Genomic DNA, 20,660 nt, shown 5'->3' on the forward strand with positions numbered 1-20,660 from the left:
AAACAATAAACTTTTCTTTTTTGCCATTTTCTTTCAATTTGCTTTACGCTAAAAGTTTTTAGGTCAATCATTAAGAACATAAAAAAAGCTGCCCTGAAAAAATCAGGACAGCCTCGAAAAAAAAACAATGATAATGATTTATTTTTTGATGATTTTTGGGTCTGCAACCGGTTGCTGGTCCCATCCACCTCCTAAACTTCTGTATAAACTTACAGTTGCCTTCAGCTGTTGAACTTTGGTTTCTACCAATTCAAATTTGGCTTCCAAAGCGTCTCTTTGTGTAAGCAAAACTTCCATATAATCTGCTCTTGCGTATTTAAATAAGTCGTTAGAAATATCGATAGACTTCGTTAATGCATCTACTTCCTGAGATTTCAAATCGTAACTGCTTTGCAAGTTTTTAATGCTTGAAAGTTGGTTGGTAACTTCCAAATACGCATTTAAGATTTTTTGCTCGTATTCGAACGCTGCTTGAATTTGTCTTGCATTGGCATTCGCATATCCTGCTTTAATCGCATTTCTGTTGATTAACGGTGCAGTAAGGTCGCCTACAAGGTTGTAAACCAAAGATTTAATATCAAACAAATAAGCTGGATTGTAAGCATTGAAACCAACTCCTGCCGTAATATCTAATGATGGATAGAATCTTGCTTTTGCAGATTTTACATCAAATTTTGCGGCTGCCAATTGAAATTCTGCTTGTTTAATATCGGCTCTGTTTTCTAACAATTGAGAAGGTACGCCTGAAAACACGGTTTGAGGAACTAAATTATCAAACTGACCTTCAGAACGATCTACATGTTGTGGAAATCTTCCCACCAAATAGTTGATTTTGTTCTCGGTTTCTGTAATTTTCTGGCGAATATCAAACTGCATGCTTTGTGTTTTCAGCACTTGCGCTTCAAATCTTTTTACGGCAAGTTCGTTTCCTCTTGCGTTTTGTTTTAAGATTTTAACGATTTTAAATGCATCATTTTGAATTTTAATATTCTGCTCAAGAATTTTCAATTCATTATCTAAAGCTAAAAGCTCGTAATAAGAATTGGCAATTTCTGCAATGATATTCGTTGTCATGAAGTTTTTCCCTTCAACAGTCGAAAGATATCTTTGCACTTGCGCTCTTGTTGCGTTGTGAAGTTTTCCCCAAATATCGGTTTCCCAATGTGCAAAAGCACCAACTCCAAAATCGAAAAGAGGTTCCGGCATTTCTTTACCTTCTCTTATTTCGGTATTGGCTTCCATCGCTCCAATGTTGGTATAACGACCCACTTTGTCTACACCAACTCCAGCTTTTGCGCCAACAAAAGGAAGATATTCTCCTTTTCTCGCACGAATTTCGTTTCTAGACATTTCAACTTCTTGCATGGTGATGTTCAACTCCTGATTGTTTTGCAAAGCTGTTTCAATCAAGCTTTGAAGTTTTTCGTCTGCGAAATATTCTTTCCACGTTAGTTTTCCTGTGTTGGTACTGTCTGTAACGGCAGTTCCGAAGTTTTCGGGTACGTTTTTATTTTCAGCGTGCTGTGCAACTTCCATCGGTTTACACGCAGCCAAACCTAAAAGGATGACTGCGAGACCGGCGTATTTATATATTTTTTTCTTATTCATAATGGATCATGTCTTCGCTTAGAGGTGATTGTTCTTCGTCTTTAATCATTTTTTTACCATCTGCCATTTTTCCGAAGATGATATATAAACCTGGGATAATTACAACACCGAGAACGGTTCCGAAAACCATTCCGCCCATGGCAGATGCACCGATGGTGTGGTTTCCGATAGCTCCTGCTCCGTGTGCAAAAATTAGAGGAATTAACCCTGCAATAAATGCGAACGAAGTCATTAAAATTGGTCTGAAACGTGCTTTTGCTCCTTCAATAGCCGCTTCGAAAATAGAAAGACCTTCTTCTCTTTTCTGAACGGCAAATTCCACAATCAACACGGCGTTTTTACCTAAGAGACCAATCAACATGATGAGACCAACTTGTGCGTAGATGTCGTTTTCTAATCCCATTGCTTTTAATAAAAAGAAAGACCCGAAAATTCCGACAGGTAACGATAAAATTACCGCAAATGGAAGAATGAAACTTTCGTATTGTGCCGCAAGTACCAAATAAACGAATACCAATACGACTAAGAATACATAAATAGATTCGTTCCCTCTTTGTGCCTCGTCGTACGAAAGACCTTCCCACGCAACTTTATAACCGTGAGGTAATGTTTGTGCAGCGGTTTCATTAATGGCTTTAATAGCGTCTGCTGTTGTATATCCTTCCGAAGGAAGACCTCTAATTGCAGCCGAATTGTACATGTTGTAACGGGTAATTTCGTTGGGACCTTGCGTTTTTTTCATGCTCATGAAAGCAGAATAAGGAACCATTTCGTCTCTGTCGTTTTTCACATAAAGCTTCATAATATCTGTTGGAAGTTTTCTAAACTCAGGTCCAGATTGTACATACACTTTAAAGAATTGTCCGAATCTGATGAAACCTTGTTCATAGGTACTACCAATCAAAATGTTGAGGTTTTCCATAGCAGTTCCGATAGAAACTCCTTTCTGCATGGCTGCATTATTATCGAAAACAAGCTCGTATTGAGGATAGTTTGCTGCAAAGAAGGTGAAGACTCCTGTAAGTTCTTTCCTTTTCTTAAGAGCGTTGATAAACGATTTGTTTACTTTATCAAAATCCTGATAATCTGTAGTTCTGTTTAAATCTAAAAGTCTCATAGAGAAACCTCCCGAAGAACCAAATCCAGGAACTGCAGGCGGTTCGAAGAATTCAATTGTGGCACCAAGACCTCTTGTTTTTTCTTCCATTTCTTCCATGATTTCTTTTACAGAATGTTCACGGTCGTTCCAGTTTTTAAGGTTAATTAAACAAGTTCCGGCGTTAGAACCACGACCTTCGGTCATAATTTCGTAACCAGCAAGAGACGAAACAGATTCTACACCATCTACTTTTTGGCAAATTGCCTGTAAAGCTCTTGAAACTTTATTAGTTTGCTCTAGAGTAGAACCAGGTGGCGTTTGAATGATCGCATAAATAGTTCCTTGGTCTTCACTTGGAATGAAACCTCCGGGCAAAACTTTATTTTCAAAGAAAATTCCGACGCAGAATAGTCCCAAAATTCCCCAAGTTAAAGCTTTTCTGTTTATAATTTTTCTTAGGAAAGAAGTGTATTTTCCTGTCAATTTATCAAAACCTCGGTTGAATGAATCGATAAATCTTGTGAAAAGATTCTTTTTCTTTTCTTCACCATGATTGTTTTTCAAGATCATCGCTGCTAAAACCGGAGTTAAAGTCAATGCAACAACTGCAGAAATTACAATTGAACTTGCCATCGTAATCGAGAACTGTCGGTAGAAAGTTCCTACAGGTCCCGTCATGAATGAAATGGGTAAGAATACCGAAACCATTACCGCTGTAATTGCAATAATTGCTCCTGAAATTTCGCCCATTACTTCTTTTACCGCAAGATAAGGTGTAAGATGTTTTTCTTCCATCTTGGCGTGAACGGCTTCTACAACCACAATGGCATCATCTACCACAATACCAATCGCAAGTACTAATGCAAATAAGGTTACAAGGTTTATCGATAATCCACAAAGTTGGATGAAGAAGAATGCTCCAATTAACGAAACAGGTACCGCAATAATAGGAATTAAAGTAGACCTCCAATCTCCAAGGAAGATAAATACTACAATCGCTACCAAGATAAATGCATCTCTTAACGTGTGTACAACCTGCTCAATTGAAGCATCTAAGAACTGAGAAACGTCGTAAGAAATTTTATAATCTACTCCTGGAGGGAAGTTAGGACGCATTTCTTCTAGTTTAGCTTTTACGTCTTTAATAACGTCGTTTGCGTTACTTCCGTAGTTTTGTTTTAATACGATAGATGCAGAAGGATGTCCATCAAGATTAGAGTAGATGTCGAAGAATTCACTTCCTAGTTCTACTTTTCCGATGTCTTTTAATTTTACATTTTCACCTTCAGAATTAGCTCTTACAATAATGTTTTCGTATTGTTCAGGAGTGTTGTACTGTCCTTTATACGTTAATACATATTCTAAAGACTGTGCTGCAATACCAGAACTTTGCCCGATTCTTCCGGGACGCCCGATGATACTTTGGTCGCCAATAGCTTTCATTACTTCATCTACAGAAATGTCGTATGCTCTCATTCTATCAGGATTTAGCCAAATACGCATAGCATATCTTCTACTTCCTAAGATTTGAGATTTTGCAATCCCATGAATACGGTTAATTTCTGGGATGATATTTACTGTAGCGTAGTTGTAAAGAAATTTTTCATCCATGCTTTTGTTTTTGCTGTAAAGGTTTACATACATCAACATACTTGGCTGAATTGGGTTTACAACAACTCCTTCTTTTTGTACCAAAATTGGAAGTAAAGGCATTACCTGGTCAATTCTGGTTTTTACTAAAACTACCGCTTGGTTCGGGTCGGTTCCCGGGTCGAAAACTACGTTTACAGTTGCTTCACCGGCACTTGTTGCATCTGTGGTGATGTAACGCATTCCTTGAACCCCGTTAATTGCATTTTCGATGGTGATTAATGAAGATTTAACCAAAACATCGGCACTCGCACCAGGATAAGCAATCGTTACGGCAACAGTTGTAGGCGCAATCTGAGGAAATTGTTCTGTTGGTAGTTGTTTTATTGAAAGACCACCTACAAAGAGGATGATCACCGATATCACAATCGCAAATACCGGTCTGTGTATTATTTTTTTGAACATGATTTTCGGATTTGGTTACTCTGCGTAAAGATCAAGATTAGACAAAACTTTCTTTGGAGCAATAAATTGAGATTTAATTTTTTGGTTTTCTGAAACCATTCTTAAACCTTCCAATAGAATTTTATCTCCTGCCTGTAAACCAGAACCTACTACATAAATATGCGGAAGTTCGGCTGCGATTTTAATTTCGCGGGCTTTTACCACATTATCTTTAGTAATCACGTAAACATATTTTTTCTCAAGTTCTTCGAAAGTGGCTTTTTGAGGAATCAACATTGCATTTTTGAAAGGCGTTGTAATCATAATGTTTCCTGTTTGTCCGTAACGAAGAAGTTTATTAGGATTCAAGAATGTGGCTCTGTAGGCAATGTTTCCGGTTTCGTTGTCGAAATCAGATTCAATAGTTTCTACAATACCTTCTTGCGGGAACATCTGTCCGTTTGCCATTTGAAGTTTTACGTGAAGTTTTTCGCCACTTTTTTGGCTTCCCATTTGGCTTAAATATTCAGCTTCCGGAACATTGAAATACACCCACATTTTGCTGTTGTCTGAAAGCTCGGTGATTAAATCTCCATCGTCTACCAAACTTCCTACTCTTACGTGGAAACGACCAACAATTCCGCTAAAAGGCGCTCTGATTTCTGTAAACTGAAGGTGTGTTCTCATAGTAGCAACTTCAGCTTGAGCTTTTTCGTATCTCGCTTTTGCCATTGCTTTTTCTTGTGGCGCAACGATATCTTTATCGGCAAGATTTTTTGTGTTTTGATATTCAATTTCAGAATATCTAGCTTCAGCTTGTGCCTTGCTTACATCTGCTTGATACAAGTTGGGCTGAATTTTAAATAACAACTGTCCTTTTTGTACAAACTGTCCTTCATCCACATACACTTTTTGAATGTACCCTTTTTCCTGAGCACGCAATTCAATGTGATTAATCGAACGAATCTGCGCTACATAAGCTTTGTCGATTAAAGTGTCTTGAACGAGCGGACTGGTAACTTTGTAAGTTGTTTCTTCCTTTTTTTCTTCTTTTTTTTCGTGGCAGCTTGTGATTACCAATGACAAGCACATGCTTACATACATAAGACTTTTCTTAACCATTATCATGAATAAGTTTTTTTAACGATATTTTTTTGAAATGAAATTGAATAATCTGTACAGCACCAATTTGGAGTGCAAGAGTTTTGTAGAATCGGTTTAAAATCCAGAAATCTTTTCGAAAAAAGCTGAATGTAAGTAGAGAAATGTATTTAACCTAATATAGAAAGCCCTAAAATTTGAGGCACAATTCTTTTAGATAAATAAAATCTCAGGAGATTCTAAGTTTAAACAGTACTTAGAAAATCACAGTCTGATAACTCTGTACTGAATGTACAGCGCATCAACAGGTAAATTTTGAAAATCTGAATGTGCAAAGAATACTGCACTTTCATTAGAGTGAAATAAAGTAACGAATGCGAAAACAGCATTCCAAATATGAGCTTTTGCAATGGCAGAAAGTTCCGTAGAAGTTTCGGTTTCTGTGGTGTCTTCTTCTTCAGAGTCAGAATCGGCCAATTCTCCCAAAATTGGGTGTCTGTCTTGATGATTTCGGCTATAGTGTGAAGAATTTCTTTCAGAAATGGCTACTTTTTCATGAGTAGAACGTGTAGATTTTCTTGCAACAGAACTGCTGATTGTGGGAATCTCAGTTTTAGAATGTGCCTGTACATACTGGTTTCGCTTGCCTACAGTTGTTAAGCCGCCACAAGTAAGGATTACAAGCAGTAAAAAGAAAAAATATTGATATAGACTTCTTTTCATTCCGGTGACAAAGGTAGTTAATGCATTGAGACCTCACAAAATACGGAGATTAAAAAAAAATTAAAAGCGATAAAGGTGTAAGTTTTCAGGGAGTCGAATCCTTTAAAACTGTTGATTTACAGTTTTTTATAGAAAAATAAAAGGGGTCAAAATTTTAGGCAATATTTTTAAATATCACCAATTCCCTTTCAGAGAGCGTTGAAGCGAAGAGTTTTACGTATTCAGATAAAAATTCGGAAGAAAAAAATCAGCGTCTTGTTTGTCTTCTTTTTGGAGCTGTTTTTACCCTAAACTTAAATTTTTTCTGAGATTTACTTTTTTTATGCATATTTGTGAAGGTTTGTGTTCTAAATTTAAGAGAAAATATTTATATAACAAAACCTTTATATCAAAAATTTAGATGAATTTTTATTAAAATTAGGCAATGAAAAAGATGATATTTATTTTCTTAAAAATTATAGGAACTATTTTAGGTTTAGTGCTGCTGTACGCTGCATTAGCTTACTTTTTACCTTTCATAGAAATTTCTGAGAAGAAAACGGATGAAGCGAAAACGATTCCGATTTATATTTATACCAACGGTGTTCACACAGATATTGTAATGCCTGTAAAAAATGAGTTGACAGATTGGAGCGCAAAAATTCCTTTTGAAAATGTAAAATCTAAGAAAAAAGATTATCAGTTTGTAGGAATTGGATGGGGCGATAAAGGTTTTTATCTTGATACACCAACTTGGGCAGATTTAAAAGTTTCAACAGCATTAAAAGCGGCTTTTTGGTTGAGCGATTCTGCGATGCACTGCACATTTTACCATACAATGAAAGAAGGTGAAGATTGTAAGAAAATAATGATTTCGCCATCACAATATAAAGATTTGGTGAAATTTGTAGATGCAAAGTTTGAACAAGACCAAAACGGAAATTACAAATTCGTAAAAACCAACGCTGTCTACGGAAACAACGACGCTTTTTATGATGCGAATGGAACGTACAGTTTTGCATACACTTGCAACACTTGGGCAAATAATGCCTTGAAATCTGCCGGACAAAAAGCTGCATTTTGGACCGCTTCCGATTACGGGATTTTCATGCATTATAAATGAAAAACAGAAAAAATAACAATAATCATATCCAAGACTTCCGCAAGGAGGTCTTTTTTGTTAAATTAGCACACCTAAAAAATTATCTAAAATGATTTCTAAAAAGTATCTTGAAAATCTACAAAACGAATTACAGAATATCGATAACGATGGTCTTTACAAAAGAGAAAGAATCATCACATCGCAACAAAGTGCAGAGATTGAAGCCAATGGGAAAAAGCTTCTAAACTTCTGTGCGAATAATTATTTGGGACTTTCGAACAACCCGGAAGTGATGAAAGCTTCTCAAGACATGATTGAATCTCATGGTTACGGAATGTCTTCTGTACGTTTCATTTGCGGAACTCAAGATATTCACAAGCAATTAGAACAAAAAATTGCAGACTTTTTAGGTCTTGAAGACACTATTTTGTACGCAGCTTGTTTTGATGCAAACGGAGGTGTTTTCGAGCCATTATTTACGGAAGAAGACGCAATTATTTCTGATGAACTGAATCACGCTTCTATTATCGATGGAGTTCGTTTGTGTAAAGCAGCGAGATACCGTTATAAAAATAATAACATGGAAGATCTTGAGGCTCAATTAATCGCAGCTTCAGAGAAAAATCATAGATTTAAAATTATCGTTACAGACGGCGTTTTCTCTATGGACGGAATCGTTGCTGACCTAAAAGGTGTGTGCGATTTAGCTGATAAATACGATGCTTTGGTGATGGTAGACGATTCTCACGCAACGGGTTTCATCGGGAAAACAGGTCGTGGAACGCACGAAGCGAATGAAGTAATGGGAAGAGTAGATATTATTACTTCTACTTTAGGAAAAGCTTTAGGAGGGGCTTTAGGAGGTTTTACTTCTGGTAAAAAGGAGATTATTGATATGTTGAGACAACGTTCAAGACCGTATTTGTTCTCAAACTCTTTGGCTCCAGGAATTGTGGGTGCTGCTTTGAAGGTTTTAGATATGATTTCTGAAGATACTTCTTTGCGTGACCAGGTAATGGAAAATGCGGAATATTTCAGAGCGGAAATGAAAGCAAAAGGTTTTGATATTCCAGATGGAGATGCAGCGATTGTACCGGTAATGTTGTACGACGCACCTTTGGCTCAAAAAATGGCTGAAAAATTGATGGATGAAGGAATTTACGTAATCGGATTCTTCTATCCAGTTGTACCAAAAGGAAAAGCAAGAATTAGAGTACAACTTTCTGCGGCGCATACAAGAGCGCATTTGGATAAAGCAATTGCTGCTTTTGAAAAAGTAGGGAAGGAGCTTGGTGTGATTGCTTAAAAATTATCGTTCTACAATTGTAGAATAAAACAGAATTTCTATATTTACAGAAATTCTGTTTTTTTATGCTTAAAAATTTGATTTTCATTGTGTTCATAATTTTGGTTGCGGCTTCATGTAAGGCGAAAAAAATGAATCAATACAAAATGATAGAAAATTCTCGTGAACGACATGGGAAATGGAAAGAAGAATATGCTTCGGCAGATGGCAAATTTACCTCCATTGGGAAGTACAAAAAAGGCGAAAAAGTAGGAGTTTGGAAAACTACTTTTCAAGATAAATTGTATCAGAAAGATAGAGTGAGAAAATCGATTACTAAAACTAAAGTATTTTATCCAAACGGAAAATTAATGGAAAAAGGGCAGTCTAAAGTGGAAGTATCGGATACAGAAAGGCATTGGTTTTATTTCGGTGACTGGAAATATTATGATGAAAACGGAAAACTAGAATACATTAAAAAATACGAAGACGGAAAATATTTTGATAGTATTTTTGTGAAAAAATAGGTGACGCTTTTGTTGAGATTGAAATGTTTTTAAATCGAAAAATTTAAAGACGCTTCTGAATTTTGTACAGATATTCTAAACCTAACAGGTTTTTAAAACCTGTTAGGTTTTTTTGCAACTTCAATTTTTTTTAAGAAACTGAAATTTTACAAACACTGAACTATTTAATCAAAAATTTCACTAACAAAATTGCTATCTTTGCCCACAAATTTTTAGGATGCTTTATACCATCATCAAAGCTTTGCACATTATCTTTATGGTAAGTTATTTTGCGGGAATTTTTTATCTCGTAAGAATTTTTGTCTACTATAAAGATACAGACGCTTTTGATGAGCCTAAAAAATCTGTTCTAAGAGAGCAATATACGTTTATGGCTAGGCGTCTTTGGAACATCATTACCGTTCCTGCAGGAATTATCATGCTCGTTTGCGGGATTACCATGATTTTTCTGAATATGGGTTTAATGAAAATGCCTTGGTTTCATTTGAAACTTACCTTCCTCATCGGTCTTGGAATTTACCATTTTTGGTGTTGGAAAAAAGTTTTAAAACTAAAAGAATTGAACGGGAAAACTCTTGATACCGCCAATATAAAACTGAGACAAGCCAACGAAATCGCCACGTTTATTCTATTTTTAGTCGTTTTTACGGTGATTTTAAAATCGATGGCAATTGAATATTGGTGGCAATTAATCTGCGGATTTTTCGTTCTTGTATTTTTAATAATGATGACGGTAAAGTTGGTGAATAAAGGGAAAAAAGGTAAGTAAAAAGAGCCAAGTTAAAGTTTTGCTGATAGTATAAAAAACTTGACGTTGAATGTAAAAGGTTCAAATTTGAATTAAAAAGGTTCAACGATGAAGCAAAAAGGCTCAAGTTTGAAGCAAAAAGGTTCAATGATGAAGCAAAATGGTTCAACGATGAGGCAAAAAGGTTCAGCGAAGAAGCAAAAAGGTTCAACGAAGAAGTAAAATGGCTCAACGATGAAGCAAGAAGACTCGATTGTGAGTAAAAAAGTAAGATTTCTGATATGAAAAGTATCGAAATTGAAGTAAAAAATAAAAGCAAAGATTAAAATGAAAACTACTTCGTTCCTCGCAATGACGAGCAAACGTAAAGTCTTAACCTTAATCTTGAATTTTAAATATTAAATTTTGAATTAATATATGTTTGCAATTTTAAAAAAAGAACTTTGGAGTTACTTCGGGAATTGGAGCGCATGGATTATCATTGCGGCTTTCAGTTTGATAACGACTTTGTTTCTGTTTTTCTTCGAAAACGATTTTAATCTTTTCGACATTGGTTCTGCCTCGTTGCAGAGTTATTTCGTTTTAGTTCCGTGGCTTTTAATATTTATTATTCCGGCGCTTTCGATGAAAACTTTTGCTGAAGAACAACAAACGGGAACGCTAAACTGGCTTTTTTCGCAACCGTTGAAGATTTCAGATTTGGTTTTTGGTAAATTTTTCTCAGTTTGGATTGTTGGGATTTTATGTCTCATTCCGTCATTAATTTACTTATACACCATTTACGTTTTGGGCGTTCCGGAAGGAAATGTAGACTTGGGAATGACGATGGGAAGTTACTTCGGACTTATTATGTTGATTGCAGCTTTATCAGGCGTTGGCATTTTAGCTTCCTCGCTTTCTCAAAACCAAATTATGGCGTATTTGTTGGGCGTTTTTATGTCTTTCATTTTATATTTCGGAATCGAGCAATTGGCAAGTTATAAATTATTGGGAGGCGCAGATTTTATTTTGCAAAACATTGGATTTTACCAGCATTTCTTAGGATTTACGAGAGGTTTAATTGATTTTAAAGATGTTGCCTATTTCATTTTTATTATTGGAGTTACTTTGTTTTTGTCTAACCATTTTATCACTAAAAAGAAGTAGAATATGAAGAAGATTTCATTTAAATCGCCACTCGGAATTTTAATGTTTGTGATTCTTCCTTTGGCATTAATTCTTGCTTTTTCAGGGATTAGACTAGACCTTACCAAAGAAAAAAGATACACACTTTCTGAAAATACCGTTAAAGTTTTAGAATCGGTGAAAAAACCTGTCATGGTAGATGTTTACCTTGAAGGAGATTTTCCTGCAAGTTTTAAACAATTGCAGAGCGAGACAAAATTTATGTTGGAAGAGTTCAGAAAAATCAATTCAAACATAGATTTTAGATTTACAGACCCGATTAAAAATAAAATTCCCGAAGACACATTAATGGCGATGGGAATGCAAAAATCGATTCTTCCGGATGAAAAAGAAGGAAAAATCACTCAGATTGAAATTTATCCTTACGCAGTTGTAAAATATCAAGGCAGAGGAGTTTCAATCCCGTTGATTATTCAGCAAACCAACATCAACGCGCAAGACCAATTGAGAAGGTCAATTGAAAATTTAGAATACAATTTAGTTTCAAATATCAAAGCAGTTGCAGAAGATACGAGAAAGAAAATTGGTGTTTTGGTGAACCAAGACGAGTTAAGTCCGGGTGAATTTGAAAGTTTCATGCAAATTGCCAACGAAAATTATCAAGCGGGTCCCGTAATTCCTAAAAATACGAAAGAACTTTCGCCTGCAGATATTCCGTTTTTAAAGCAAATGAATGCTTTGGTGATTGCAAAACCAAGAAAAGCTTTCACCGATAATGAGAAGTTGATTTTAGACCAATACATCATGAATGGCGGAAAAACTTTGTGGATGATTGATGCCGTAAATGCGGAAATGGATACCTTAACAAGGTCTAAAAAATTGATGCCTTATCCGGTTGATATTAATATGACAGATTTCTTTTTCAATTATGGTTTAAGAATAAATCCGGCGTTGGTAAAAGATGTTAAAAAATATGCTTTGCTGAAATTAGTTACAGGCGAAATCAACGGAAACCCGCAATTTACAAGTCTTCCGTGGCCGTATTTTCCTTTGGGAATCGCTGAAAATGATAACCCAATTACCAAGAATATCAACCCTGTAAAATTTGAATTCCCAACATCTATCGATACTTTAGGGGGAAAGAAATTTAAAACAAAAGTGCTTTTTGAATCAAGCGAAAGAACTTTATTGAAACAGGTTCCAAACTATGTAGATTTAAAGGAAATTGCAAGTGTAGACAGTCTTGGGCAAATGGAAAAACCAAGTACGCCAAAGATTTTTGCCGTGGCTTTGGAAGGGAAATTCAACTCTGCGTATGCACATAGAATTGAAAGGAAATCTTACCCAGGCTTCAAAGGAGAAAGCGGCGAAAATAAAATGATTGTAATTGCAGACGGCGATTTGGCGAGAAATAAAATCATTAAAGGACAACCTTTACCTTTGGGAGTAGACCGTTTGACGGACGAACAATTCGGAAACGAACAGTTTATCAGAAATGCTTTAGATTTTCTTTTAGACGATAGTAATTTGATTGAATTGAGAAACAGAAACATCGAAGAAAGACTTCTCGACCGCTACAGAATCTCCGAAGAAAAAAGCAAATGGCAATGGCTGAATTTACTTCTTCCATTAGCAATTATCGCACTTTTAGGAGGTTTATTCTTCTGGCTGAGAAAGAAGAAATTCGGATAAATGATATGAAAAAAGAGAAACTTGAGGGTTTCTCTTTTTTATATTTATTAACTTTCGTAATCATAAGTTTTCCAGGTCTTTAAGTAAATTTTCAGGATTGTACTCGTAACCTTCTGGAAGTTCTAAATTGTTGTTCATAAAGTAATCGAAATATAAAGGTGGTAAGCCTACAGACTTTCTTCTTTTATCAAGATTCTTAATATCGTAATATTCTGTATTTCCATTTATATTTCCCAAAGTGCGCAAAGTGTATATTGCTCCTTTACTCTCTTTTTTTAGATATGCTTCGAGTGAATTATTAAACTCTTCAAAATCAACAAAAAAATCTTTGTTAACGTTATCTTTTTTTATTTCACTTTCCAAATAAGGTTTGAAAAAATCCCAGACAAATTTCTGATCATCTGTAAATCCTCGATGATGCCATAGTAAAAGCCATGCTCTTGGTTCCCAACCGTATTTTTTAGTAAGTTCCTGTAATCTCATAATGTTCACAGAATCAACGTTATTGTTCAGATTTTTAAAAAGATCTTCCTGTTCTCTAATTAACTGGTCTCTCGCAATAAGATTTTGAATTTCCAAGTATGCTGCTGGATTTTTCAATTCACGAAAGTACTGGTTTTCTAGTGCGTCATATTGAGCCAAAACGTCTTTAAATTCCTCATAATTTTTATAGGGTTGAAGACTTTTATATTCTTTAATGAAATCGAGAGGAGCTAGCTGGTTTGTAATACTTTTAGTAAGTAATTCTTTAGCAGTTTTATTGTATTTTAGTTTAAAAGCAATTGCCGCAGCATCTAGATATAAATTACTATTTGGAGTTTTTGGATTAATTTTTATTGCTTCTAAGTAACAAGACAAGGCTTTTTTATCAGCTTTTCCATGAGCAAAATACTGTGCTAAATAGATTTGTTTTTGTGCTTTAAAAACATTTTGAGCCGAAACTAAAGGGAATACCAATAGAAAAAGCAATGGAATAATCTTTTTCATAAGTGTGTTTTGATTTAAATATAATAAGATTTTGCTTAAAGTTTTCTTCTATTTCCACAATTTGGACAAAAAGTGGCTGTTTCAGTTCTATATAGTTTTCCACAGTTTTCACAATCAGGACCATATATATCTATAAAATGATGCATAATGGCATTGGGATTTGTTTCTTCATAACTTGTTAAGTCTTTATAATAGTCCAACAGTTTTCTGAAGTTTTCTGAGATTGGTGCTTTCATTTGTTTTCTTGCTTCCTGAAAACCTTCAGCAAATAATTGTGAAGCAATTTTCCCTTCTTCAGAATCAAGCATCGGAACATCCATTCCGCATCTCCAACAATATCTGATTTTCATAACTAAACATCCTTTATAAAATCCTCAAATTCATAGTAGAACCTCTCGAAACCATCCATTTTTTCAACAAAAAACTCGAAAGTTTCTTGCCAAGTATTTTTATTGAAGACAGAAATTCCGTGTTTTTCTACCCAAATTCGGCTGATGATTTTTCCGTTTTCTAAAGAATAAGATTCTTCTTTGTAAAAATCTCCGATATAATCTTTTAGAATGTCTTCCAAAGACCAGATTTTGTTGTAGTAAGCATCTCTGAAGATTTCATCTTTCATTTCGATGTCTAAAGAAACTTCTGCTTTTTTCTTATCTGCATAAAATTTAAAAGACAAATCTTTGATTTTCGTATCATACAAAATCCATTTTCGCGGAAAAGATTTTCCAAACGCCGTCCAAAATTCTTTCTTTAATTGTTGTGCCTCTTGTTTACTGAACATAAAGCAAAGATATGTTTTTTTTGGTTGGAAGCTGGATGCGTGAAGCTGGACGTTTTGTGTGTTACATTTTAATTTTGCTGTTAAACACAATGCCTTAAATCTTCCAGCACCCATCTTCCAACATCCATCTCATAACATCCAACTTTTTTTACTATTTTTGTTCTAATGCTGTCAAAAAAATCTCAATATGCTTTTAAGGCGCTTTCATATCTTGTAGAAAAAAGAGATGAAGGCCCGATTCTTATTTCTGAAATTGCCGCTCATAAAAAAATTCCTTTAAAGTTTCTTGAAAATATTCTTCTGGAACTAAAAAAAGCAGATATTCTCGATAGTAAAAAAGGAAAAGGCGGAGGTTATTTTTTTAGAGAAAACCCGGGAAATGTGAAGTTGGCAAAAATTATTCGTTTGGTAAATGGCCCAATTGCGATGCTTCCTTGTGTAAGCTTGAATTTCTACGAAAAATGTGAAGACTGCAACGAAGACCATTGCGGTTTGCACGATGTTTTAATTGAAGTTCGGGATGCTTCTCTCAAAATTTTAGAAGAAAAAACCGTCCTCGATTTGGTTGATTAAGCTACGGATCAAATTATTTTCTGAAATATTCTAAACCTGAATAATTATAAGTCTACTTTTTTGGTAGGGTAATAAATTTGTAAGATATTTGCAAAGCTTCAAAATGATTGTAGTTTCTGAAAATTCTTATAATAGATTTCCTAAAATACTTTCTGCCTATTGAAGCATCAAATGTTTTCCTGCAATATACGAAAGGAAAGCAAGGATCAATAATCAGAAAAAAAATAGGTAAATGGTAATTTCCCCGAAACTTCAGTTTAGGATTAATTTATTTCTTATAACAATCGTTTTAGTAGCGGTTACGGTAATTTCGCTTTATAGTTTAGGATATTTAGACGAACTTCAAATGATTTTAGCAAAAGATAATTATATTTTTTACTGGATGATTTTGATTGGTTTTCTGGCTGAAATGGTCGCTGGATCAATGGGAATGGGATATGGAGTAATTTGTACGACGACACTTTTATTTGTAGGAATTCCGCCGCATGCGGTGAGTGCAAGTATACATTCTGCTGAAAGTTTTACAACGGCTGCAGGAAGTATTAGTCATATAAAACTGAAAAACGTCAGCAAAAATTTAGTGAAAAAATTAGCAATTCCTGCTGTTTTCGGAGCTATTATCGGAGCTGTTTCACTTACTTATTTGGGTGAATATTACTCAAAAATTACCAAAACTTTTATTTCCTTTTATACATTATACTTAGGAATTCAAATTTTGATGAATGCTTTTAAAAATAAGCAAGACAAAAAATTAAAAAGAAAAACCAATCTTACCCGCCTCGGACTTTTCGGAGGTTTTATCGATTCTTTTGCCGGTGGAGGATGGGGACCGTTGGTGACGGGAACTTTAATTAAAAACTCTTTCACCCCAAGATTTGCAGTAGGAAGTTCTACGGTCGCAAAATTTATTTTAACCTTCACGGCAGCGATTACTTTCTTTTTCACTTTGGGAATCCAACATTGGAATATTATTTTAGGTTTATTAATCGGAGGTATTGTTACAGCGCCTTTTTCCGCAATGTTAACAGCAAAACTTCCTGTGAAAAGTATGTTTTTGATAATCGGAACTTTGGTAATTGTGATGAGTTGCATCACTATTGTAAAATCTCTCTTTTAATTTCTCTGGAATTGTGGAAAAGATTTATCGAAACTAAGTTTTTTCACTTCAAAAATGTTTTACATTTACGTAGTTAAAACAATAAAAAATGAATTTACATATCGTTGCGCTTTTCAGATTTCATGAAAATTATCTGATGGAAGCGGTAGAACTTTTTCAGAATTTGGTGAAAGAAACCAGAAAAGAAGAAGGATGTCTTCAGTACGATTTAATTGAAGATAAAGAAAACAAAGGAACTTTTTTTCTTGTAGAACTATGGGAAAGTGTAGAGCATCATAATCGTCATAATGGGCAAGATCATTTGCTTAATTTCCGCAGAGATGCTTCTAAAATCTTAGCAGCAACTACTGAAGTTTATAAAGGGTTTAAGATTTATTAAATTTGATAGAAGCTAGAAGCAAAAAAAAGACAAAAGGCAGTTTCGAAATATTTCGGAACTGCCTTTTTATTAGAAAAAATAGAAAGTATATTATGGTTTAATAAACTTAGACTTTTGGATTTTTCCTTCCTGAGTTTGAATCAAAATGTAATAAACTCCTGTCTGAAGCGTATTGATATTGAATCTGTTATTCTTTACTTCTCCTTTTAAAGCTAAACTTCCTGCCGCAGAAAAAATCGTTACAGCTTTCGGCTCAGATTTCCCTACAAATTGTAGTTCTTGATTAGAATTAATGGCAAATTGAATTTCATTCGTTTTATTTTTTACTTCCGAAGTCGCCAAAGAAGTCAATACATCGTAAATTACATCATCTACATATACCGCTGAATGGTTTGCCGCTCCTGTAAATTTCCAAACCAAATATTGTGATGTTGAAGAAGGAACATCAAACGTATAAGTTTCTGGTGTTGTAGAAGACGTTGTTATCGTAATTGGATTTGCTAAAGAAGTAAAGGTCGTCATATCCGCAGGATTTGAAACCATACCAACTTCAAGTGTAGCACTTCCATTCGCACTTGTTGAAATTCCTGTTGTAAATCTCACTTTTTTAGTTCCGTCTGGAGCCACAATTTTTGGTGAAACAAGGTAAGATGTTGTATTTGCAGTGTTTGCTGCGTAAAATTGTATTGCGTTGCTGTTGTTGTTTGTGGCGATGTAAACATTGTAAGAGGAAGTTGCAGTTACTTTATTCCATCCGTTTTGAGGGAGTGCAGAAGGTCCCGAAGTGAATGTGTTAAAGCTTTCATTAATGGTAGCTAAAGGAGCTACATCGTAAACTACATTATCAATTAAAGTCGTAGTATGCGCTGCTGTTGGTGTTACTCTGAAAACCAAGTAAGACGAAGTAGAAGCAGGAATATTTACTGTATAGTTTTGAACAGTCGTTGATGATACTGCAATCGCATTTCCTACCGGTGTAAAGGTTGCCATATCTGCCGGATTTGTAGCTAAACCAATCTGGATTGTTGAACTTCCTGGTGAAGTTGCTACCAAACCTGTTGAGAAAGTTAATGTTTTGTCTCCTGCAGGAGCAATAATTTGTGGACTAATGAGATAAGACGGCGACGTCGCGTTATTTCCAGCATAAGATTGCACTGCTTTATCAGTTCCGGTGGTTACAATCATCATGGGTGCAGGTGGATAAGGCATTGGATTGGTTGCAATGACAGCCGACCAGCCATTCTGTGGAAAAGTGGTGTTTCCTTCTGTAAAATTATTAAAATCTTCGTTGATTGAAGCCAGTTGTGCTTGTGCAGAAAAGGCTGTAAAAACTAAAGCTCCGAAAAGTAGTTTTAATTTCATAACGTTATTTTTATTTAGAATTATTCTACAAAAGTATAATTTAATCTGGAAATAGACTAAATAAAAATATGATAAAAATCTTGTTTAGACCTTTGTTTATCGAGGTTAGTGTAAATTTTAACGAAATTATTCTATTTTAAATTACTGTAAATCAGTTATTTGATTGTTGTTTCTTTAAATTTATTTATCATTAAATTTTTCTCAATCTTTTGTTGAATTATTTATTTTATTCGCATGTTTGTTAAATTTTATTTTTATCAAGTCTAAATAAAATATATATTTGTGAAAATTTTTGCTCTATGAAGAAGAAAGTGCTCTCCATTCTCTCCTTATCTACAGTTCTTTGGTTGAATGCTCAAGAAATAGATTCTACTACTCAAAAAAAGATTGATGAAGTGGTGATTACCGGACAATATATGCAGCAGTCGCTTAATAAATCAATTTATAAAGTGGAGGTTATTGATGCACAACAAATTAAAAACATGGCAGTAACAACTGTTGCCGAAGTTTTGAATCAAAATCTTAATATACAGATTGTTCCCGATGCGGGAGATGGGGGTTCACAAGCAAATATTATGGGTTTGAGTGGTGCTTATACCAAGATTCTTATCGATAATATTCCGGTGGTTACCGATAGAGGTAGCGGAAATCAGATGGATTTAAGCAAAATCAATGTCAATAATATAGAACGTATTGAGGTGGTAAAAAGCGCAATGGGCGTTGAATACGGAAATAATGCTGTAACCGGAGTTATTAACATTATCACTAAAAAAAAATATCAAAAGAAAGTAAATATAAATCTTTCTTTACAGGAAGAAACCATCGGAAAAGATTATGATTGGTATAAAAAAGGAAACGGAAGACATATTCAATCCTTAAATCTAGGTTTTAAAATCAATACTAATTGGTCGGTTACTGCAGATGTAAATCATAATGATTTTCAAGGATATAAAGGAAAATACAATGGTTACAAATATTTCTCAGAATCGAATGACGGTTTGCGCGGATACGAATGGCTTCCAAAAGATTTGCTCACAACCAATGCAGCGGTGCGATATTCAAAAAACAACACCAGTTTCTTTTACAAGGTCAATTATTTAAGGGAAAACATCAATTTCAGAAACCAAGTCGTACAAGAGTTTCCTTTGTCAGAAGGGAATAGAACGTATATTTCAGATGATAGAGATTATTTTACCAACCGTTGGATTCATCAGTTTAATATTCAAACAAAACTGGGAAGAATCAATTACATGGGAGATTTTTCATATCAAACTCAAAAAAGAGAAAGCCAAGATTATATTTTTGATGTTCCCAACAGGTCTGAAGTTTCTCGCTCTGATAAAACCACATATTACGACTCGAAAATCTTCTATTCTAGAGGGATGTTCAGTAATTTTTTAGATAGTGAAGTGTTTAATTTTCAGCTAGGTTATGAGCTTGATCGTACGAGTGGTTATGCGACGGGTTCTACGGTTGCCTATAATCAGCAGGAAGAAAATAACATCAATCGAGCGATTTTTAGTTATGCTAATTTTATCTCAGCAGAATGGAAAGTTTCTGATGATTTTTCATTAAGACCAGGTTATAGAATGTCTTTTAGCGATCGTTTTGATTCTCAAGTAAATTATTCATTAACTGCAAGATATAGCACTTCGAAACAATCAGATTTGCGAGCGGTTTTTGGTTCTTCCAATCGCTATCCAACGTATGAAGAATTATACACATACGTTGTAGATGCAAATCATGATATTCGAGGAAATGAAAATTTGAAACCAGAAACTGGTTATTCATTAGGACTGTTTTGGGATTATAAATGGGCGAAAACTAATGACTGGAACTTTAATTTTAGTCTTTCAGCGTTGTATTTAGATGTAAAAGATAGGATTGAAAATGTGGTAATTAGCAACAGTCCGTTACGCTATACTTTTTTGAATATTAATCAGTACAATTCGCTTCTTTTTGGAGGAGGTTTTAATGTGAAAAAGAGTCAGTTTTCTCTAAATGCAGGAATTTCGGTGATGGGAATTTCTCAAGAGTTAATTGCCGGAAATGTTACTTCTCCCAATGATTATAATTTTTATACAGAAGCCAATCTTGCTTTGAATTACACTTTAAAGCCAACAAAAACTTTATTCGCACTTTATTACAAATATACCGGAGTTCGAAAACAATTTGTGCAGGAAACAAGCAGCGATATTTCTGCGGAGCCACAATTTGTTTTAGGTGAAGTTGGGAGTTTCAATATGCTGAATTTTACTGTTTCGCAGCCGTTTTTCAATAATCACTTTGAAATTAGTGCAGGTGTAAAAAATATTTTTGATGTAAGCAGTTTGAGGAATTCTATTCAGCAAGGTGATGCTCATAATGCGGCTTCTAATACTCAAAATTTGTTCTACGGCAGAAGCTATTTCGCAAGACTTAATTATAATTTTTAAAAT

Annotated in this window: 18 protein-coding genes; 10 read left to right on the plus strand and 8 right to left on the minus strand. The window is 34.7% G+C overall.

Annotated features, from left to right (window positions below; genetic code table 11):
• Positions 1-138 precede the first annotated feature (138 nt).
• The 4 genes from AC2A1D_RS04600 to AC2A1D_RS04615 all read right to left on the minus strand — a co-directional run bounded on the left by AC2A1D_RS04600 (position 139) and on the right by AC2A1D_RS04615 (position 6,565).
• The gene (locus tag AC2A1D_RS04600) at positions 139-1,608 is read right to left on the minus strand and encodes a TolC family protein (protein WP_484042487.1); all 1,470 of its coding nucleotides are present in this window, start codon (positions 1,606-1,608) and stop codon (positions 139-141) included.
• Positions 1,601-4,762 carry an efflux RND transporter permease subunit gene (locus AC2A1D_RS04605; protein ID WP_484042488.1) on the minus strand — a complete coding sequence of 1,054 codons (3,162 nt, stop codon included), beginning with the start codon at positions 4,760-4,762 and terminating at the stop codon, positions 1,601-1,603. Before AC2A1D_RS04605 ends, AC2A1D_RS04600 begins: the two co-directional genes overlap by 8 nt.
• 15 nt (positions 4,763-4,777) lie before the next feature.
• On the minus strand, positions 4,778-5,863 hold the full coding sequence (locus AC2A1D_RS04610) for an efflux RND transporter periplasmic adaptor subunit (protein ID WP_484042489.1): 1,086 nt from the start codon (positions 5,861-5,863) through the stop codon (positions 4,778-4,780).
• Positions 5,864-6,106: 243 nt separating this feature from the next.
• Positions 6,107-6,565 carry a hypothetical protein gene (locus AC2A1D_RS04615; protein WP_484042490.1) on the minus strand — a complete coding sequence of 153 codons (459 nt, stop codon included), beginning with the start codon at positions 6,563-6,565 and terminating at the stop codon, positions 6,107-6,109.
• A gap of 424 nt (positions 6,566-6,989) precedes the next feature.
• On the opposite strand from AC2A1D_RS04615, the gene AC2A1D_RS04620 reads away from it, so the two are divergent.
• The 6 genes from AC2A1D_RS04620 (at position 6,990) to gldG (ending at position 13,023) form a co-directional block, all read left to right on the plus strand.
• Entirely contained in the window at positions 6,990-7,667 is a 678-nt protein-coding gene (locus AC2A1D_RS04620) for a TIGR02117 family protein (protein ID WP_484042491.1), read from the plus strand.
• Between the two features lie 88 nt (positions 7,668-7,755).
• On the plus strand, positions 7,756-8,952 hold the full coding sequence (gene kbl / locus AC2A1D_RS04625) for a glycine C-acetyltransferase (RefSeq protein WP_484042492.1): 1,197 nt from the start codon (positions 7,756-7,758) through the stop codon (positions 8,950-8,952).
• A 131-nt stretch (positions 8,953-9,083) separates the two neighbouring features.
• Positions 9,084-9,458 carry a hypothetical protein gene (locus AC2A1D_RS04630; protein WP_484042493.1) on the plus strand — a complete coding sequence of 125 codons (375 nt, stop codon included), beginning with the start codon at positions 9,084-9,086 and terminating at the stop codon, positions 9,456-9,458.
• 217 nt (positions 9,459-9,675) lie between these two features.
• Complete coding sequence (locus AC2A1D_RS04635) at positions 9,676-10,227, plus strand: CopD family protein (RefSeq protein ID WP_484042494.1); 552 nt, start codon at positions 9,676-9,678, stop codon at positions 10,225-10,227.
• A gap of 396 nt (positions 10,228-10,623) precedes the next feature.
• Positions 10,624-11,352: an ABC transporter permease gene (locus AC2A1D_RS04640; RefSeq protein ID WP_484042495.1), complete on the plus strand. Its 729-nt coding sequence runs from the start codon at positions 10,624-10,626 to the stop codon at positions 11,350-11,352.
• A 3-nt stretch (positions 11,353-11,355) separates the two neighbouring features.
• Positions 11,356-13,023 carry a gliding motility-associated ABC transporter substrate-binding protein GldG gene (gene gldG, locus AC2A1D_RS04645; protein WP_484042496.1) on the plus strand — a complete coding sequence of 556 codons (1,668 nt, stop codon included), beginning with the start codon at positions 11,356-11,358 and terminating at the stop codon, positions 13,021-13,023.
• A gap of 60 nt (positions 13,024-13,083) precedes the next feature.
• Here gldG and AC2A1D_RS04650 read toward each other — a convergent pair whose 3' ends face one another.
• The 3 genes from AC2A1D_RS04650 to AC2A1D_RS04660 are packed head-to-tail and all read right to left on the minus strand — an operon-like array spanning position 13,084 to position 14,791.
• Positions 13,084-14,010 carry a hypothetical protein gene (locus AC2A1D_RS04650; RefSeq protein ID WP_484042497.1) on the minus strand — a complete coding sequence of 309 codons (927 nt, stop codon included), beginning with the start codon at positions 14,008-14,010 and terminating at the stop codon, positions 13,084-13,086.
• Positions 14,011-14,045: 35 nt separating this feature from the next.
• Entirely contained in the window at positions 14,046-14,360 is a 315-nt protein-coding gene (locus tag AC2A1D_RS04655; RefSeq protein ID WP_484042498.1) for a hypothetical protein, read from the minus strand.
• A 2-nt stretch (positions 14,361-14,362) separates the two neighbouring features.
• Entirely contained in the window at positions 14,363-14,791 is a 429-nt protein-coding gene (locus tag AC2A1D_RS04660) for a DUF4268 domain-containing protein (protein ID WP_484042499.1), read from the minus strand.
• Between the two features lie 165 nt (positions 14,792-14,956).
• On the opposite strand from AC2A1D_RS04660, the gene AC2A1D_RS04665 reads away from it, so the two are divergent.
• From AC2A1D_RS04665 to AC2A1D_RS04675, 3 genes are all read left to right on the plus strand, one after another.
• Positions 14,957-15,364: an RrF2 family transcriptional regulator gene (locus AC2A1D_RS04665; RefSeq protein WP_484042500.1), complete on the plus strand. Its 408-nt coding sequence runs from the start codon at positions 14,957-14,959 to the stop codon at positions 15,362-15,364.
• Between the two features lie 232 nt (positions 15,365-15,596).
• Entirely contained in the window at positions 15,597-16,481 is an 885-nt protein-coding gene (locus AC2A1D_RS04670; protein ID WP_484042501.1) for a sulfite exporter TauE/SafE family protein, read from the plus strand.
• A gap of 88 nt (positions 16,482-16,569) precedes the next feature.
• On the plus strand, positions 16,570-16,860 hold the full coding sequence (locus AC2A1D_RS04675) for a putative quinol monooxygenase (RefSeq protein WP_484042502.1): 291 nt from the start codon (positions 16,570-16,572) through the stop codon (positions 16,858-16,860).
• Between the two features lie 90 nt (positions 16,861-16,950).
• Here AC2A1D_RS04675 and AC2A1D_RS04680 read toward each other — a convergent pair whose 3' ends face one another.
• A complete protein-coding gene (locus AC2A1D_RS04680) occupies positions 16,951-18,222 on the minus strand; it encodes a T9SS type A sorting domain-containing protein (RefSeq protein ID WP_484042503.1) in 1,272 nt (423 codons plus the stop codon).
• A gap of 299 nt (positions 18,223-18,521) precedes the next feature.
• Here AC2A1D_RS04680 and AC2A1D_RS04685 point away from each other — a divergent pair, with 299 nt between their 5' ends.
• A complete protein-coding gene (locus AC2A1D_RS04685) occupies positions 18,522-20,657 on the plus strand; it encodes a TonB-dependent receptor plug domain-containing protein (RefSeq protein WP_484042504.1) in 2,136 nt (711 codons plus the stop codon).
• The last annotated feature ends 3 nt before the right edge of the window (positions 20,658-20,660 follow it).

Source organism: Chryseobacterium sp. HNCC26DJ239 (genome assembly GCF_057180445.1).